We start from the raw sequence: 17,364 nt of genomic DNA, 5'->3' as shown, positions 1-17,364 counted from the left end.
ATGTTGCACAGCGGGGTTTTAGTCTGCTCGATCAAGCCTCGCGCAGCAGTATCACTTTACCAACGATCTTGTCACTTGCCAGCTCGGCAAACGCCGCCTCGGCATCCTCAAAAGCAAATGTCTTGGCGACCAACGGATGCAGATCGCCCTTGGCAAACAACGGCATCAGGCGTTGTTCCATATCAGCCAGCAAGGTTGCCTTAAAGCCAGCATCGCGGGTGCGCAACGTTGAGCCGATCAGGCGCGCACGCTTGACCAGCATCTTGCCCAGGTCCAGTGTCGCCTCACGGCCACCCATAAGACCAATCAGCACCCAGCGGCCATCAACAGCCAGCAGATCAAGGTGATCAGCAGCGTAGTTAGCACCAACCGGATCCAACACCACATCAAACGGACCTTGGTCGGCTAATGCAGCAATACCACCCTGACGCAATACGCCGCCTTCAGCGCCGAGCTTGATACAGGCGTCCAGTTTTTCCTGGCTGCCGACAGTCACCCAGCAAGGATTACCCTGCGCCTTGCACAGCTGAATGGCTGCAGTACCCACACCACTAGCACCCGCGTGGATCAATACCTTTTCGCCCGGCCGTGCGTTCGCCAGCTCAAAGATATTCAACCAGGCAGTACTGAACACCTCCGGAATGGCAGCGGCTTCAGCCCAGTCGAGATTAGCGGGTACGGTAAGCAAGTGACGCTCATCAACCACGACTTCATCAGCCATACCGCCGCCGGCCAGCAGCGCACAGACCCGATCACCCACTTTCCAGCGCGTGCCCTCGGCGACTTCCACCACCTGACCGGCACACTCCAGCCCCAGCACGCTGGTCACGCCAGCGGGTGGCGGATACATACCCGCCTTTTGCAACAGGTCGGCGCGGTTCAACCCCGCGGCCATGACCTTCACGCGAACTTGGCCAGGTTGCAGTGTTTCTGCTGCCTGTTCCTGCCAAACCAGTGCTCCGCCCTCGGCTTGCAATCCTCTCACGCTGCCTCCATAGTTCATCTACTAATAGGTAAATACAGTCGGGAACTCAGGCTCCCACACAACCTCTATAAAAGCATACTCTCTCCGGATACGATACCCCAGATGAAAGGTTCCAACACCCTGCGCCAGTCATGCCTGATTGCTTTTATGTCAATCAGCGCCACCGTTTTTGCCGCAGAGAAGGCCGAGCCGCTCGACCTTGATCAGCTGCAGCCCACTCGTGATCAAGTCATCGCCAGCCTAAACACAGTAGAGCTGCTACGCCGCCATCACTACAACCGTACACGCCTGGACGATGCTCTTTCAGCGCAGGTATACGACACCTACCTGACGCACCTGGATAGTCAGCGCAGCTTGTTCAGTCAGCAGGACATCGATGGTTTTGCCAAAAACCGTCTGCGCATGGATGACCTGCTGCTCAGCGGCGATCTGAGTGTTGGCTTTGATATGCACAAGCGCCAGCTGGAGCGTTTGGAGCAACGGCTGGAATTCACCCTGGGTCTGCTGGAAAATCAGCTATCAACTCTCGACTTCTCCACCGACAAAGAGATACTGGTTGATCGCGAAGACGCTGCCTGGGCCAGAGATGATGACGCGCTGCACCAACTCTGGCGCGACCAAATCAAAGATGAGGTGTTGCGCCTGAAGCTGTCCGGCAAAACGTTGGATGACATCCAGACCCAGCTGGTGAAGCGCTACAAGGGACAGCAGATACGCATCAGCCAGACCCGCTCGGAAGATATTTTCCAAAATTACATCAACGCACTGGCGCAGGTGTACGATCCCCACACCCAGTACCTGTCACCGGAAAATGCAGAAAACTTCGATATCAACATGAGCCTGTCTCTGGAAGGTATCGGTGCCGTCCTGCAGAGCGATAATGAATACACCAAGATAATGCGCCTGGTCCCCGCCGGACCGGCCCAGCGCAGCCAGCAACTTGCCGCGGCCGACCGTATCGTCGGTGTTGCCCAGGCTGATGGAGAAATGGTCGACGTTATCGGCTGGCGCCTGGACGAAGTGGTCAAGTTGATACGCGGCCCCAAAGGCTCGAACGTCCGCCTGGAAGTCATCCCTGCCAGCAACCCACCCGGCGATATGGCCAGCAAAGTGGTCAACCTGACTCGCGAAGCGATCAAGCTGGAAGACCAGGCAGCCAAGTCACGTGTGATCGAGCTAAACAACCAGGGCCATGACTACCGCATCGGCGTCATTGATCTACCCGGTTTTTACCTCGACTTCAAAGCCTACCGTCAGGGCGATCCGGATTACCGCAGCACTACGCGTGACGTACGTCGCTTGCTCGAAGAGCTGAAAGCAGAGAACGTTGATGGCGTGGTCCTTGATCTGCGTGACAATGGCGGCGGCTCCCTGCAAGAAGCCACCGAATTGACCGGCCTGTTCATCGACCAAGGACCTACCGTACTGGTCCGCAATACTGAAGGCGATGTACAGGTGCTTGACGACCCCGAGTCAGGTGTCACCTACAACGGCCCCATGGCCGTGCTGGTAAACCGCCTATCCGCCTCCGCATCGGAGATCTTTGCTGGCGCCATGCAGGACTATGGCCGCGCGCTCATCATTGGTGAGCCAACCTTTGGCAAAGGCACGGTGCAGTCGATTCAACCGCTCAATCATGGCGAATTGAAATTGACCCTGGCCAAGTTCTATCGTGTTTCCGGTCAGAGCACTCAGCATCGCGGCGTGGTACCCGACATCAGCTATCCATCATTGCTGGACAGTAAGGAAATAGGCGAAAGCGCCCTGCCTCATGCCATGCCGTGGGATACCATTCCGCCTGCGCGCTACAGCAGCAGCCAGCAGCTCAAACCCTTCGTCCAGCAACTGCTGATCGACCATGAAGCGCGCGCGGCAAACGACCCTGACTTTGTCTACACTCTGGCCCGCTTGGGCCTGGACGACGAAATCAAGGCGCGCAAAACCTTGCCGTTGAATGAGGACAAGCGTAAGCAACAGCTGAACGACTACGAGTCACGTCTGTTGGTCATGGAAAATACGCGGCGTACGGCAAACGGTGAGGAGCCGCTAGCCTCTCTGGAAAAAGAAGATCCTGCAGACGAGGTAGCTTTGCACAGTAGCACATCGGACGAAGAGCCCGATGCCTTTCTGGTCGAAACGGGGCAAATTCTGGTGGATCTCCTGCAACTGGAGCATCAGGTGGCCAAGGCCAACTAAGTTGCGCGGCCAACAACTGTAACTTTTCTGTAATATAGTGATGGCACACTGCCTCGGGTCAGTACAATTGCCCGTCAGTGTGCCTATCCAGAGCCTCTCAGGCTGCCGGGCAAAGTAAAATCCATTCGCCCGGGATCGCCAATGACCGTCTCCGAACAACGCCAAGCGCTGCTGAACATCCTCAACAGAGGCGCTATATCCAGCCTGTTTCAGCCCATCGTATCCAGCCTGGAACAACGCGTCATAGGCTATGAGGCGCTGAGCCGAGGCCCTTCCAACAGCCCCCTGCACTCCCCTCTTACCCTGTTTGCTGCCGCTCGCTACCACGGCATGCTAACCGAGCTGGAAATGCTCTGCCGCAGCCACGCCATCGACCGATTTTGTGCCTTAAGGCTGCCTGGCAAGCTGTTTCTCAACGTCTCACCGGAAAGTCTGCTCGAGCAGCAGCATTACTCCGGCGGCACACTGGCAATGCTTGAAGCCAAGGGGTTAACGCCTGATCGTGTAGTGATCGAGCTGACCGAGCAAGCCCCCATAGAAGACCTGAACCTGCTCCAGACTGCGCTCCACCACTACCGCGACATGGGGTTTTCCATTGCGCTGGACGATCTTGGTGCGGGCTACTCCAGCCTGCGCCTGTGGTCCGAATTACACCCAGAGTACGTCAAGATAGACCGGCACTTTGTTGATGGCATACATCAGGACCCTATCAAGCGCGAGTTCGTCGTATCCATTCTGCAAATGGCCAACGCCTCAAGAGCTCAAGTCATCGCCGAAGGCATTGAACAACCCGAAGAACTTGCCGTTCTGGAAGAAATCGGTATCGACTGGGTTCAAGGGTATTGGCTGGGTCGTCCTGCGAGTGTGCCAGAGATAAATCCCGAGCTGCTGGCAGAGCGATTGAATCAGCGTAAATCGACCAGCAGCGACGACGCCCCAATCCACAGCCTGCTGCTGCCCGTAGCCGGGCTGAACGAAAATACGCTGGTACAGAACGTACTGGCTTTTTTTCAGCAACAACCCACGCTAAACACACTAGCCATATTGGACGACCATCAGCGCCCGATCGGCGCGGTGCAACGCCATGCGTTAAGCCAAACCATGCTCAAGCCCTTTGCGCAGGAAATTTACAGTCGCAAACCCATCCGTAAATTAATGGATACCGATTGCTTGCTGGTAGATATACGGCAAAGCCTGCAGCGTGTGAGCCGGCTGCTTACCAGCCGAGCGCGCCAGCGCCTGGAAGACGACTTTATAATTATCGACCAAGGCGTTTATAAAGGGCTGGGACGCGGCATTGACGTACTGCGACAAATCACCGAACTCAAGCTACAACAAGCGCGACACGCCAACCCGCTAACCCTGCTGCCCGGGAACATCCCTATCCAGCAGTGCCTGGAGCGCCTGCTGGAGCAGCAGGAAGACGCACAGCTATGCTACGTCGACCTGGACAACTTCAAGCCCTTTAACGACCTCTATGGTTATGGCAAAGGTGACGAAGTGCTACTAGCCCTGGCCCAACTATTACGCGAGCTATGCGACCCACAGAAAGACTTCGTCGGGCACATCGGCGGTGATGACTTCATGCTGGTCATGCGCAGCAAAGACTGGCGCCAAAGGCTTAATCAACTAGATCAGCGCTTCCAGCAATTATGCCTGACCCTTTATCGCCCCGAGCATATAGAAGATCAAGGCTTCAGCGCGCCAGACAGGGAAGGTAATTGGCGCAAACACGACCTACTCAACCTCTCCATCGGCGTACTTCAACTAAGGGGACAACACGCCGAGAAGATAGACCCAGCCTATCTGGCAGAGCACGCCTCCCGCGCCAAGCACGATGCAAAAAAGATACGCGGCTTCAGTATTGCACTGTCGAACGCACTGCAGCTAGCGAGCACTGAGCAGGCGCCCGAGCAAAAAGAAGATCATCACTGTCAGATTATTTAGCTCGCCAATGAGCTAAGATTAAAGCGGTATCACTGATAGCGGGTTAACTGTGTCCAATTTCACCTCTGGTCTGGCTTTGGCTGGACTGGCCCTTACAACGCAGCTTAGTCAGGCTCAGCCGCTGCTATGGGGATACTCCCCAGCAGACCCGGCTCCTTATGTGATTGTCCAGAATAACGACTTGCAAGCAGGCCTGACGCACGACATTGGTATCGAAGTCGCCGCCGTAGTCGAGCGCGACGTTATCTTTGTTGCGACCCCAAATAACCGAATTGAAGAATCCCTGGCAAACGGCCGGATTAATATCATCTGCAATACGCAACCAACGTGGCTGGGTTCACCGACATCCCTGCTGTGGACGAAAAGCCTCTATGAGGATGCGGACGTGATAATAACGCGGCTGGATACTCCTGCCCCCGCATCACTCGGCCAGCTCAAAGGGGCAATAGTCGGGACCACGCAGGGCTACCACTACTCCCCCCAGGCAACCCTTGCCTTTGAACAGCAGCTCATCACGCGACACGACGTACGTGATCTGCCAACCAGACTAAAGATGCTTGAACGAGGTCGACTGGATGCCGCCATCGACCTGCGTCGCGCAGTAAAACACCTGCTACCGACCGGCCAAACATCATTTCGTATCAGTAACTGGGCGGTAGAAACCTTCTCACTGCAATGCGCCATTACCAACCCCACTGAAGACAACAGCCAAAGACTGGCCCAAAGCATTGATCAGATGATTGAAGATGGCCGAATGCAACGCATAGTCCAGCGCTTCGACTGAGCAACCCCTTACACCTGGTGCATCTTGATCGGTTACCCACAGAACCTGTGGATAACTCTGTGTAAAAAAACTGGAAAAGTGCTTCAAACGCCCGTTAGAAAGCGCTTGCAGTCAAAAAGGGTATATTTTAACCAGAGAAAAAAGCGATATTTTTCAGCCAGTTACAAAGGAAGGAAAGGATCAGAAAATAAGTAGGAAGTAAACAGAAAGTGTTACCGGAAATTGTGCATAAGGGTAACACTTGAATGCCCGAAGGCCTTGCCTCGGGCATTCCTACGTGTTACCGCTTATTCTTCTGTGGGAGCAATGGAGATCAGCTCCATTTCAAACACCAGGACAGAGTTAGGCGGAATAACCGGGCTAGGACTGCGCTCACCGTAGGCCAGCTCACTCGGCAAGGTCACTTTCCACTTATCACCCACGTGCATTAGCTGCAGTGCTTCCATCCAGCCAGGAATAACACCATTGACCGGCAGCTCTGCTGGCTCACCGCGCTCGACAGAGCTGTCGAAAACAGTACCATCAACCAAGCGACCTTCGTAATGCACGACAACCACGTCATCCGCAGCAGGCTGCGCAGAATCCTGATCGCCAGCAGTCAAGACTTCATACTGCAAGCCAGACTCGGTGGTTACCACATCGTCTTTCGCGGCATTTTCTTCCAGATACTTCTTATTGGCTTCCAGGGATTTGTCAGCCAGGTTTTTGGCACGCTCTTGCGCGCGCTCCTGCAACGTGGTGAAAGCAGCAGTCAGCTCCTCATCACCTACCCGATGATCAGCCTTGGATAGCGCATCTTCCAGACCGAGCGCCAATGCCTGAGCATCAATATCATCCAGGCCATCCTGCAACAGGCTCTGCCCCATGTTCAAACCAATGCCATAGGAGGCTTGCTGGATAGGGGTAGTAAGTTCTGGTTCCTTCTCGCAACCGGACAATATCAAGACACCGACTGCAACACTGACTGCCAGCAGATTACGCTTCATGCTTACCTCAATAGACAGGCCCACACAGGGCGAAATAAAGCAATCAGCTTAACAGGGCTTGAAGGGGCAGGCTACAGGATCAGAGATAAACGGACAGGCGAATCAGCGCAGTGATAACTGCTACACGATTCAGGGGATAAACAGGATTTACATCTGAGGGGGAAATGGCGCAGCGGACGGGACTCGAACCCGCGACCCCCGGCGTGACAGGCCGGTATTCTAACCAACTGAACTACCGCTGCGCTATATACCTCGAGTGGTGGGTGATGACGGGATCGAACCGCCGACCCTCTGCTTGTAAGGCAGATGCTCTCCCAGCTGAGCTAATCACCCGTTTGCTCTCGAAGTGGGGCGCATTCTAGGCAGCTTTTTCGATTATGGCAACACCTTTTTCAAAAAAAAATCAGACTATTTCAATATCTTATTCATCAGCCCCGTAAATACTGGTCGTGACGCATGGGCTCAGGCAAAATTGCTCGCTTTCTCGGGCGCACTGCCCCAAGGCAACAACAGAAGGACAGCACAATGTGGTTTCGTAATTTGCTTCTCTATCGCTTCAGTCAACCGATTCCTTTCAGCGAAACCGAGCTGCTCGATGCGCTTGAGGAAAAGCCATCACGTCCCTGCGCCAGCCAGGAAACCCATACACTGGGCTGGACTACCCCCTATGGCCGTCACTCAGAGAACCGACTGGAAACCAGCAACGGTTATTGGCTGATCGCTATGCGCAAAGAAGAACGCATCTTGCCCGGTAGCGTGGTCAAGGAAGCGCTGGCTGAGAAAGTCGAGGAAATCGAGAACCGTGATTCGCGCAAGGTTTACAAGAAAGAGCGCGACACCCTGAAAGACGACATCATCATGTCATTGCTGCCAAGGGCCTTCACGCGCACGCAGACGACCTATGCCTGCATTTGCCCGGGTGAGGGCTGGGTCGCGGTCGATAGCTCCAGCCACAAGCGCGCTGAGGACCTTCTGAGCCTGCTGCGCGAATGCACCGGGACTCTGCCGGTTCGTCCGCTGAACGTTAAGATGGCTCCCGCTGCCTGCATGACCCAGTGGGTGAAAGATGGCAGCGCACCCGAGCAGATGGTGATCGGCGACGAATGTGAATTACGCGACACCAGTGAGGATGGCGGCGTAGTGCGCTGCAAGCGTCAGGATCTGGCCAGCGATGAAATTCAGCTGCACCTCTCAGCCGGTAAGCAAGTCAGTCAACTGGCGCTGCAATGGCAGGAGAAACTCAGCTTCAGCCTGGACGACAAGCTCACCGTCAAGCGCCTGAAGTTTGAAGACCTGCTGCGTGATGAAGCTGATGATAACGCCGGGGATGACATGGCAAGCCAGCTGGACGCCAGCTTCAGCATCATGTCCAGCACCCTCAGTGAACTTATTCCCGCGCTTACCAACGCCCTCGGTGGCGAGGATATCCCGCAGGGGATCTGAAACGACGCGTAACTGGCCCGGCCTGCGAAAAGCTATCCACAAAATCTGTGCATAACTTTGTGGATAGCTTGTTTGAACAGCGCGCCGAGCTAGGGTAGCTGGGGCGACGCTGCAAAATGGTTATTTTTTAACCTATTTTTTATCCAATAAAATCAACAACTTACAAATTCAACACCCAAATTCAAGCACTTACAGAGTTATCTTACGGTTCAATGACAGCCCGCCCCATATCTGTGCACAATGTCAACCCGAGGCGCCCCGAATAAGCGCAAAAAAAGCCGGCCGAATCGCTACAAAATCGCTTGACCTGACCCCACACTCTGACCTAGCAGTAACTAATCTGACGTCGACGATGGCGCCGTACCCAACCAGTGTTGCGCCTCAACGGCAGCCTTGCTTCGTGGGTAATATTGCGTCAAGTAACGCAAGCGCGCCTCGCCTCGCTCGCGTTGTCCGGTTTCCACATCCAGCATGGCCAGGTCGTATTCAGCTTGCGCCATACCTTCCAGCAGGGTCTCCAGGCGCGGCACAATCTCACTGCGATAAGCAGACTCCGGGTAGTGCCGAATGAAGCCAGTCAGTTGGGCATGGGCCTCGCGACCCACTCGTAAGCGCTCCTGGTCATCACCGGCTGCCATTTCAAAGCGCGCGAAGGGCACCATCGCCTGCAGGTACGAGGCGTAATCCTGATACGGCGCATCCGGGTGGCGCTTGGCAAAATCCTCCAACACCAATTCAAGCGGCGGCAGCTGACCCTGCTGCAAACATAGATAGGCCGCCTCCAGGTCGAGCTGTGGGTCACTAAGTTGATGTACCTGCTGCGCCAGATTCATATTGCATTGCCCCATACCCAGGCGCGCTCGCGCATCGGCAACGGCCGAACTCTGTTCCTGCTGCTTTACCGTTGAGCTGGCACAACCTGCTAATCCCAAAAGCACTGCCAGTAACCATACTCCGCGCATCGCGCCCATCCTATTATGCTGTTGCGTTAACATTGTCATTGCAGCCTTGCGCGCCAGTGTACCCAACCATCAGCATCGGGTCGTCCCAACATCGTCAGGCCCTGAATCAAGCCTGGATCAGCCTGCTGGCGAGCCTTTAGCCGGGTATCCAGTTGCATGGCCTGCGCCGGACGCCATTTTGCCGTTCCATCGAGCGCCAACGGCCCATCCAGGTCAGAGGAAAGCGTCATCATCAACCAATCGTTTTCACTGCTCAGATCTGCAGCCAGATGCCCCAGCGCCAGTGGTTCCGGCAGGCCGCCGCCCGCCTGTTGCCAAACAATACGTCCCTGCGCCTGGGCTACACGCTCAAACCCCTCCAGCCTAAGCTCGGGAACATCGAGTAGCCAGTCGCCGGTCAGGATAAAAGGCGCCTTGTTCACCGCCGCCATACTGCGCGCATCCAGCCGGCCATGAACCTGCTCCAGTACCAGCGTATCCAGCCCGAGGCGCAAGGTGGCGTATACCTGGCCATTTCGCGGACGCCAATCCAGATCAAGCGCCAACTGACCCTTGAGCATGGCCGCCGGCAACCAATCCCAGCGCAAGGCACCCTGGTCTATTCCATCTACCCGCATATTGGCAACATTTCCCTGCCACAAACTGCCGGAAATACCCTGCAGTTCTACCTCCGCCGGCAAGCTCGGCGCCACCTGGCGCCAGACCAGACTCGCTGGCAAATTACTCAGCAGAGTCAATACAAACACCAGCAAGGACAACACCAAAAGGGTTCTGAGTCGCAAAAGACGCTGCATCAGGGACGCTCCACAAGCAATCTGGCAGAGACGATGCCCTTGGCTTCTGTTACGTCCAGCGCCAACTGTGTGACCTGCAATCCCTGGCGCTGCTCGAGGTCGGCCAGCCAACTCAATAACGCGTCCATACCAACCTGATCAAAGCTCAACCGCGCGCCCTGACCTTCCGGCTGCACCCGCGACAGCGCCTCCTTCAAACCAGCCGCATGAGCCGACACTTCAACCAGCGTCAACACTGAGCCACTCGAACTGGTTTCGCCCTGTGACATCCGCGCCCGACGCCTAACGTCGTCCACTACCTGCTCCATCCAGAGACGCTCGGCTGACAGCGTCCGCACTTCCTGCCTGAGCTCTGCACGCCCGGCAATCAGCGGCTCCCAGATAACCAGCCAGAAAGCCATAACCAGCAAAAACACCGATCCTGCCAGCAAAATCAGTCGTTCACGCGGGGCCAGTCCTGCCCACCAGCTTTTCATGAGCCACTCCTTTGTACTTTCACGCGCGCGGAAACGCCGTCATTCTCCGAATCAGCTCCTTCCAGGTTCTCGCTTATGCCCGGTAACGCTGACAGCTCCGCCCTGATAGCCTCAAGGTCCGAGAAAGAGGCCACGCGCAGCTCAATTTCAGTGCTATCCTGGTTACCGCGAATCTTCACCACCTCAGCATTCGGGTGCTCTGCCAGCACCGTGAAGAACGCATGCAACAGGGGCCCCATACCGCTATCCGAGCTAATCTGCGCGCCCCCCTGCAGGGTTTGGCGAAACTGCATGACCGGATCACTACGCCGACTGTTCGGCATGCCGCGATCAAACAGACGGTCAATATCGGCCCGCAGACTGTCGCGCTCCTGGCTGAGAATCATGTGCTCTCCAGCGAGCCACCCCAAGGCCAACAACAACGAGACCCCGCTGGCGATCATCAACGGCCGCAACTTGCGCCAGGGCGGTGCGGCCATACTGACGGCATAGGTCCCACAAAGCAGGTTGAATGGTGGTTGGTTGCGCACGGCCTGATGCAAGGCTGGAGCAAGGCGGTCGCTAACCGGAAGCTGCGTTATCTGTACCGTCTCGGGCAACGAAAGATTGAGTTCTGCCAGCGTCAACCCCGACAAACCAAGCTGTTGGGCGCCAGCTTCCAGCGCAGCCAAGCGGCGTGTAATCCAGATGCCTGCCAGGCTGCGGTCCAGCAGCACTGGCTCCTCTGTGGCCGACAGCACCAATACTTGCTCTGTTTGCTGGGGCCACGGTGACGCGGCAACCAAAAGTGCCTGCTGCGCACTCTCATCCGTATGCAGCGTAGCCTGCGGCAAGAGCCCTTCGAGCCGCCAGCCGGCTTGGCGAAAACGCTCAAGCCAGCTTTGCATGGGCGTGTGCGAGACAACCGCCGCACTGGTCTGGCCGTCGGCACGACGCGGCCCCATGACAATATGCAGCTCATCCAGCTCCTGGCTGACCAGCTCTTCCAGCGCATAGGGCAATGCGGCGCGCGCCGCAGCGGCGCGCTGTGTGGGCAGTCGCACCCGGAACAGGTTAACCGACGAGGCTGGCGCCAACGCCCGAATACGCTCATTGCCAAAGCGTTGGCGCAGCGCACCCAGCCCGTCCAGACCGTTGTCCAGCTGGCTACCATCGCGATCACAACGCCACCAGTACAGCGCCGGATCAGCATCGTCCGCCAGCAGCGGTTGTTCAGGTAAAAGCACTATCAACATAGATTGTCTGATCCAATTATTATCATGGCTCACAAGCCGTTTGTTCTCGCAGGACCACTTTGCCGTTGGGCGCATCCAGCAAGGTGCATTGAAAAAAGCGCCGCTCACCAAACTCAGCGACTATTTGCAGGCGCATAAACCAGGCCGCATCATCACCTGATGCGCGGTCAGCAAAGACCTCTTTCATCAGATCCGGGCTTCGCTCCAGGTCGATCGGACTTTCCTGTGCGGGGTAAGCCGTCACATAGGGTGCCAGCGCTTGCCAGGCTTCGCTGGTCATACCCGCCACCGAGTTCAATTCAGAGGCAACCAGCATGGTGCGATTGGCGGATAACCTCGGTGGATCCTGCAGGCGGTATAGCGGGTCATCGGTCTCGGGATCCATCCAGTCGCTGACCGCCACGGCCAGCTGCGCCCCTGATGGCATAGTCACACCTGAATCCTGCGCCACCCGATCAACCAGTCGCGCGAAATCGGCTTGCTGCTGTTCGTCACCGCCCGCTAGCGCATTCAGGTTGTAGCGACACCGCATGTTATCCAACGTGGCCTGGAGCTTTACCTGGTCAACCTCGAAGGGCAAAACAGGTGATAGACAGGTATCCCATAGCAAATCATCAGGTCCATCTGCCTGTTCCAACACCTGCAGCACCATTTTTTCCGCGCCTAGCGCTATGTGCCGTGACAGATCACGCTCGAATACCGCGCTGCTGCGGCGAATATCGGCCTGCCCGCGCAAAACCATACCCACGGCCGCTGTCACCGCCAGCGCCACCACCAGCAAAGCGGTAATCAGCGCCACACCGCGCTGCTGCGCCTGCGGCTTCATAGCGTGCCTACCGGAATCAGGCGTCGAATCAGCCCCAGGCGCGGCACATCCAGCACAAGCTCAACCGCCAAGGGCAATTGACTGCTGCTGGGATCAAGCCCTTCCGGTGGCCAATTATTGACCCGCTCCAGGCCGCTGGGACCGCGTACCACGAAAGCAAAGCCCGTCTCAACACCCAAGCGCTCGCCCTCTTCCACCAGATCAGCAAAGGGCTGAATACGCCGCTGCTCGGCATCGGTAATATCAACACCGGGCCAAAGCTCGCGCTCCAGCCCGGCTTCCGTGAGTCGCCAGGCAGTGCGTCGCAAGCGCTGATCTCCGCCGGAACCGGCGCGCACAATTTCCAGCAGCGGCTGCTCGGTACCGGCCAGCAAACGCAATGGCGGTAACCGGTCGCCAAATTCATCGCGCACCTGAATATCAACCATCTGCGCCAAATCTCGCTCCAGCACACTCAGACTAACCTGCAAATCTGCCAGTTGACTGGAACTGGCACGCGTCACATGATCCGCATCCAGCACCGCGCGCAGACCGGAATAGGCCACCACACTCATGATCGCGAATACCGCCATGGCAATCAGCAGTTCGAGCAGGGTAAACCCTCGGGATTGTTGCGTTTTCATGGCAGCACAAAGCCGCTGACAACAGCCCGTTGTCCGCTTTCATCGCCCGGTAACAACCAGAGCCGGATATCGATTCGGCGTACCGCAGGCAATGGAAATGGCGAGGTGGCACTGTAGTCGCTGACCTGAGCCTTATAGCCAAAGCGATAAGGTCCCATCTCGGTCTGCCCATTCAGATCGCCCACCGCCGCTGGCCGCATGCCGGACTGATATTCCGCCAGCAGATTTTCTCCGGCCCAATGCGCCATGGTGCGCTCCTGAAGATAGATGGTATTGCGCGCATGATCACTGCCGGACTTGACCAGCGCTGCGAGCGCTACCGCCAGGATGGTCAACGCAACCATGACTTCAAGCAGGGTAAAGCCGCCGGATTTACGGGCGCTCATTACTCACCTCAATACTCCCCTCCAGGCTGATACTCAGGTACTGCACCAGGTCCTTGCCTGGCACCCGCAACACAATCAGCCCCGGTGTCAGCTCTCCGGTATTACTCAGTCGTACATGCGGCTTCCAGCTGTCGGTTTGTGACAGACTCTGCCGCGCGCCGTCAGTCTCATACTCAAGTTCCACCACGCCTTCAGTGAAGTAGTGCGGCCCTAGCTGCGGGTCCTGCAGCGCTTGCCATTCACGGGTAGCGTCATCGAGCAACACCAGATCAAGCATGCTGTAACCCTCTTTGCGCAACCCTAGCGCGCGATCAGCGCCACCGGTAATAAGCAATTCGTCATGGGCCAATTGCAGCACACCGGCCAGCCGCTGCGCCTCCTGGCGTAGTTCACGATCAGCACCATCACCAATGGCCAGCGTTGCCAGCCCAGCAATCACGCCAATCAGCACCATCACGACCAGCAGCTCGATCAGGGTAAACCCCGTCTGCGCGCTCCCGCGAGATAGCCGCCGTTGTTTCATCAGGGTTGATTCGTCTGATCCAGATCCCAGTTACCAATATCCATATTGGCTTCGGTACCGCCCGGACGACCATCGGCCCCCAGGCTATAAATATCGAACTGACGGCCATCGCGACCTGGGGTCTGATACTGGTAGTCGTTGCCCCAAGGATCTTTCTGCAAGCGATCAAGGTACCCGCCGGTACGCCAGTTACGCGGCGCGTTCTGGCCCGTCGGCAAGCGCACGAGCGCATTCAGCCCCTGCTCGGTGGTCGGGTAGTTGAAGTTGTCGAGACGATACAGATTAAGGGCGCTTTCCAGCGCTCGAATGTCGCTCTGCGCCTTGGTGATGCGGGCCTGATCCGGACGATCCATAACGCGCGGCACCACCACTGCAGCAAGAATGCCCAGGATAACTACTACCACCATGATCTCAATCAGGGTAAAACCGCGCTGAGCAGCGCGCGCCGGCTTGTTTGCAATACACATCATCAGTTCACCAATTGGTTGAGTTCAAAGATAGGCAACAGAATTGCCAGCACAATAAGCAGTACCACGCCCCCCATGGCGAGAATCAACAAGGGTTCAAAAACCCCCATGACCATGGCAATGCGTGCTTCCAGTTCTCGCTCCTGGGTTTCGGCGGCGCGTTCCAGCATCTGGTCCAGGGTGCCGCTGCTTTCCCCGCTCTTGATCAGGCTGAGCGTCATTGCCGGAAAGTAGCCGCTGCGCTCCAGCGAGTAACCAATCCCCGCGCCCTCGCGCACCCGCTGCGCCGCCTCGGAGACCGCTTCCCGCATGGGCAGGTTGCTAATCACACTGGCACTCATATTGAGCGCGTCCAGCAATGGCACGCCGCTGCCAGCCAGGATATTCAGCGTCCGTGCAAAGCGGGCGGTATTCAGGCCGCGGTTCAGCCGGCCAAGCAGCGGCAGCTTGAGCAATAGCTCATGCCAACGGCGCCGATTACTGTCTTTTTTCAGTAACGTCTTGGCACCAAAGCCCATGGCAACCATCACCAGCAACATCAGCCAACCCCACTCACGCAGCGTGTCACTGACCGCAATCAGCGAGCGCGTGAGTAGCGGCAGTTCCTTGTTCATGCCATCAAACACCTGCACCACCTCGGGTACCACATAGGTGAGCAATGCCACCGTCACCAACAGGGCCACGCAGGTCAGAATGGCGGGATAGAACATCGCCAGCTGGATTTTCTGGCGCATGGCGTTTTGCGCTTCCACGTTATCAGCCAGGCGCTCCAATACGATGTCCAAGCGCCCAGCCTGCTCACCTGCAGCAATGGTAGTGCGATAAATCGGCGGAAACACCGAGGGGAACTCGCTCAGCGCATGGGCCAGCGGCAAACCTTCCATTACGCGCGTGCGCACGGCGGACAGTGCCGACTTCACGCGCGGTGACTCGCTCTGCCGGGCGACGGTACCCAATACCTCTTCAATCGGCAGCCCAGCACCTGCCAAGGTCGCCATTTGACGAGTCGCCAGCGACAATTCCAGCGGCTTGATACGTTTTTGCATGCTAGGCATGCGCAGGCGCGAGGTGCTTTCGGCGACCTGATTGACCGACATAGGCGTAAGGCCCTGATCACGCAGTCGCCCGCGTACCTGCCGTGGGGAGTCACCCTCCTCCACGCCCTTGCGGGTATGCCCGGCATTGTCCAGAGCGACATATTCGAAAGCGGGCACGGTCAGTCCTCCCGGGTAACGCGAAGGACTTCTTCCAGCGTGGTATCACCCGCCAGAACACGCCGCAAACCATCCTGCCGAATACCCATTTGCCCGAGTCGAGCGTGCTTGACCATGGCTTGTTCGCTGGCACCATCGTGAATCAGGCCGCGCAGGGTATCGTCGATTTCAATCAGTTCATAAATGCCGGTACGGCCGCGATATCCCCCACCATTGCAGGCATCACAACCTACGGCGCTATACAGCGTAGGCGCCTGTTCAGGTGCAACGCCGATCAGCCGACATTCACTGGCTGTCGCTTCATGCGGCGCGCGACACTCAGGACAGAGCGTGCGCACCAGTCGCTGCGCCAGCACACCATTGAGCGTGGACGACAATAGAAAGGGCTCTATTCCCATATCGCGCAGACGAGTAATGGCGCCCACAGCGGTATTGGTGTGCAGCGTGGAAAACACCAGGTGACCGGTCAAGCTGGCCTGAATCGCGATCTGCACCGTATCCACGTCACGAATTTCGCCGACCATGACCACATCCGGGTCTTGCCGCAGAATCGCCCGCAGACCACGGGCGAAGGTCATATCGACCTTGTTGTTGATCTGCGTCTGGCCGATACCATCGAGGTAATATTCGATCGGATCTTCGACGGTGAGAATATTGCGCGTGCGGTCATTCAGCCGCATCAGTGCGGAATATAGCGTAGTGGTTTTACCCGAGCCGGTTGGCCCGGTAACCAGCACAATGCCGTGCGGCCGGCTGATCACGCGTTCCATGGCATCGTAGTGTTCGCTGCACATGCCCAGCTGACGCAGCTCCAGCCGTCCGGCCTGCTTGTCGAGCAGACGCAACACCACACGCTCGCCATGCCCCGAAGGCAAGGTAGACACGCGCACATCCACTGCACGGCCAACCAGTCGCAAACCAATACGGCCATCCTGCGGCAGGCGCTTCTCGGCGATATCCAGTTTTGCCATTACCTTGATGCGCGAAACGATGACCGGTGCCAAGGCACGCGGTGGCTCAAGTACTTCACGCAGCACGCCATCGACCCGCAAGCGGATAGACAATCTATTTTCAAACGGCTCAATATGAATATCCGACGCGTTTTCCTTCACTGCCTCGGACAGCAAAGCATTGATCAGGCGAATGATCGGCGCTTCATCCTGCGACTCCAGCAGGTCTTCCGGCTCGGCAAGCGACTGGGCAACCGACATCAAGTCAGCATCATCACCCAGGCCTTCAACAAACTGCATGGCGTCATTCGCCGAGCGCTCGTACTTGTTGCGCAGATGCGCGGCAAAGGTGTCGTCGTCCAGCAAGGTCGGGCTGAGCGGATGACTGCTGTGACGTCGCAGCTCCAGCAGACCTTGCGGATCGCAATCCGCGCGCACGAACACTTCCAGCTGACCATCCTCACGCACATTGCCCGGCAGCACGCCAAAGCGGCGAGCAAAACGATAACCGGTTTCCGCGGGCGCATTGGCGAGCGTTGCCCCAGGGCTGAATTCGGTCTCACTCAT

General features: G+C 57.2%; 17 protein-coding genes and 2 tRNA genes. 4 read left to right on the top strand and 15 right to left on the bottom strand.

The genetic code is table 11. From position 1 onward, the window contains the following. Positions 1-31: 31 nt before the first annotated feature. Positions 32-985 carry an NAD(P)H-quinone oxidoreductase gene (locus tag EF096_RS15490; RefSeq protein WP_372237915.1) on the bottom strand — a complete coding sequence of 318 codons (954 nt, stop codon included), beginning with the start codon at positions 983-985 and terminating at the stop codon, positions 32-34. A 102-nt stretch (positions 986-1,087) separates the two neighbouring features. Here EF096_RS15490 and EF096_RS15485 point away from each other — a divergent pair, with 102 nt between their 5' ends. From EF096_RS15485 to EF096_RS15475, 3 genes are all read left to right on the top strand, one after another. After that, positions 1,088-3,181 carry a carboxy terminal-processing peptidase gene (locus EF096_RS15485; protein WP_123890706.1) on the top strand — a complete coding sequence of 698 codons (2,094 nt, stop codon included), beginning with the start codon at positions 1,088-1,090 and terminating at the stop codon, positions 3,179-3,181. A gap of 141 nt (positions 3,182-3,322) precedes the next feature. Continuing rightward, positions 3,323-5,128 (top strand): bifunctional diguanylate cyclase/phosphodiesterase, encoded by a 1,806-nt coding sequence (locus EF096_RS15480; RefSeq protein ID WP_123890705.1) that lies wholly within the window; start codon positions 3,323-3,325, stop codon positions 5,126-5,128. Positions 5,129-5,177: 49 nt separating this feature from the next. Beyond that, on the top strand, positions 5,178-5,912 hold the full coding sequence (locus tag EF096_RS15475) for a substrate-binding periplasmic protein (protein ID WP_158611300.1): 735 nt from the start codon (positions 5,178-5,180) through the stop codon (positions 5,910-5,912). Between the two features lie 287 nt (positions 5,913-6,199). On the opposite strand, the gene EF096_RS15470 is transcribed toward EF096_RS15475, so the two are convergent. The 3 genes from EF096_RS15470 to EF096_RS15460 form a co-directional block, all read right to left on the bottom strand. Then, complete coding sequence (locus tag EF096_RS15470; protein ID WP_123890703.1) at positions 6,200-6,898, bottom strand: FKBP-type peptidyl-prolyl cis-trans isomerase; 699 nt, start codon at positions 6,896-6,898, stop codon at positions 6,200-6,202. A 165-nt stretch (positions 6,899-7,063) separates the two neighbouring features. Beyond that, positions 7,064-7,140, bottom strand: a tRNA-Asp gene (locus EF096_RS15465). Positions 7,141-7,155: 15 nt separating this feature from the next. After that, positions 7,156-7,231 (bottom strand) — tRNA-Val (locus EF096_RS15460). 192 nt (positions 7,232-7,423) lie between these two features. Between EF096_RS15460 and rdgC the strand changes: the two genes are divergently transcribed. Further along, positions 7,424-8,341 carry a recombination-associated protein RdgC gene (rdgC, locus tag EF096_RS15455; protein WP_123890702.1) on the top strand — a complete coding sequence of 306 codons (918 nt, stop codon included), beginning with the start codon at positions 7,424-7,426 and terminating at the stop codon, positions 8,339-8,341. Between the two features lie 335 nt (positions 8,342-8,676). On the opposite strand, the gene bamD is transcribed toward rdgC, so the two are convergent. Genes bamD through gspE form a run of 11 tightly spaced genes read right to left on the bottom strand, consistent with a single transcriptional unit; the run spans position 8,677 to position 17,364 of the window. Next, positions 8,677-9,303, bottom strand: coding sequence for an outer membrane protein assembly factor BamD (gene bamD, locus EF096_RS15450; RefSeq protein ID WP_158611299.1), 627 nt, complete (start codon positions 9,301-9,303; stop codon positions 8,677-8,679). 35 nt (positions 9,304-9,338) lie between these two features. Continuing rightward, complete coding sequence (locus EF096_RS15445; protein ID WP_123890700.1) at positions 9,339-10,097, bottom strand: type II secretion system protein N; 759 nt, start codon at positions 10,095-10,097, stop codon at positions 9,339-9,341. Beyond that, positions 10,097-10,573: a type II secretion system protein GspM gene (gene gspM / locus EF096_RS15440; protein ID WP_123890699.1), complete on the bottom strand. Its 477-nt coding sequence runs from the start codon at positions 10,571-10,573 to the stop codon at positions 10,097-10,099. The genes EF096_RS15445 and gspM overlap by 1 nt, the downstream gene beginning before the upstream one ends. After that, positions 10,570-11,808 carry a type II secretion system protein GspL gene (gene gspL, locus EF096_RS15435; RefSeq protein ID WP_158611298.1) on the bottom strand — a complete coding sequence of 413 codons (1,239 nt, stop codon included), beginning with the start codon at positions 11,806-11,808 and terminating at the stop codon, positions 10,570-10,572. The genes gspM and gspL overlap by 4 nt, the downstream gene beginning before the upstream one ends. Before the next feature lie 22 nt (positions 11,809-11,830). Further along, positions 11,831-12,634, bottom strand: a complete 804-nt coding sequence (gene gspK / locus EF096_RS15430) for a type II secretion system minor pseudopilin GspK (protein WP_123890697.1) — start codon at positions 12,632-12,634, stop codon at positions 11,831-11,833. Then, positions 12,631-13,257 carry a type II secretion system minor pseudopilin GspJ gene (gene gspJ / locus EF096_RS15425; protein ID WP_123890696.1) on the bottom strand — a complete coding sequence of 209 codons (627 nt, stop codon included), beginning with the start codon at positions 13,255-13,257 and terminating at the stop codon, positions 12,631-12,633. Before gspJ ends, gspK begins: the two co-directional genes overlap by 4 nt. Next, positions 13,254-13,643 carry a type II secretion system minor pseudopilin GspI gene (gene gspI, locus EF096_RS15420; RefSeq protein ID WP_123890695.1) on the bottom strand — a complete coding sequence of 130 codons (390 nt, stop codon included), beginning with the start codon at positions 13,641-13,643 and terminating at the stop codon, positions 13,254-13,256. Before gspI ends, gspJ begins: the two co-directional genes overlap by 4 nt. Continuing rightward, positions 13,630-14,166, bottom strand: a complete 537-nt coding sequence (locus EF096_RS15415; protein ID WP_123890694.1) for a type II secretion system protein — start codon at positions 14,164-14,166, stop codon at positions 13,630-13,632. The genes gspI and EF096_RS15415 overlap by 14 nt, the downstream gene beginning before the upstream one ends. Next, a complete protein-coding gene (gspG, locus tag EF096_RS15410) occupies positions 14,166-14,633 on the bottom strand; it encodes a type II secretion system major pseudopilin GspG (protein WP_218565778.1) in 468 nt (155 codons plus the stop codon). The genes EF096_RS15415 and gspG overlap by 1 nt, the downstream gene beginning before the upstream one ends. Positions 14,634-14,635: 2 nt before the next feature. Beyond that, positions 14,636-15,847, bottom strand: coding sequence for a type II secretion system inner membrane protein GspF (gene gspF / locus EF096_RS15405; RefSeq protein ID WP_123890692.1), 1,212 nt, complete (start codon positions 15,845-15,847; stop codon positions 14,636-14,638). A 2-nt stretch (positions 15,848-15,849) separates the two neighbouring features. Then, positions 15,850-17,364 (bottom strand): type II secretion system ATPase GspE, encoded by a 1,515-nt coding sequence (gene gspE, locus EF096_RS15400; RefSeq protein ID WP_123890691.1) that lies wholly within the window; start codon positions 17,362-17,364, stop codon positions 15,850-15,852.

The organism is Pseudomonas neustonica (genome assembly GCF_003797945.1).
Taxonomy (GTDB): domain Bacteria; phylum Pseudomonadota; class Gammaproteobacteria; order Pseudomonadales; family Pseudomonadaceae; genus Halopseudomonas; species Halopseudomonas neustonica.
Note: the sequence above shows the minus strand (reverse complement) of the source record. Positions and strands in the feature narration are given on the sequence as shown.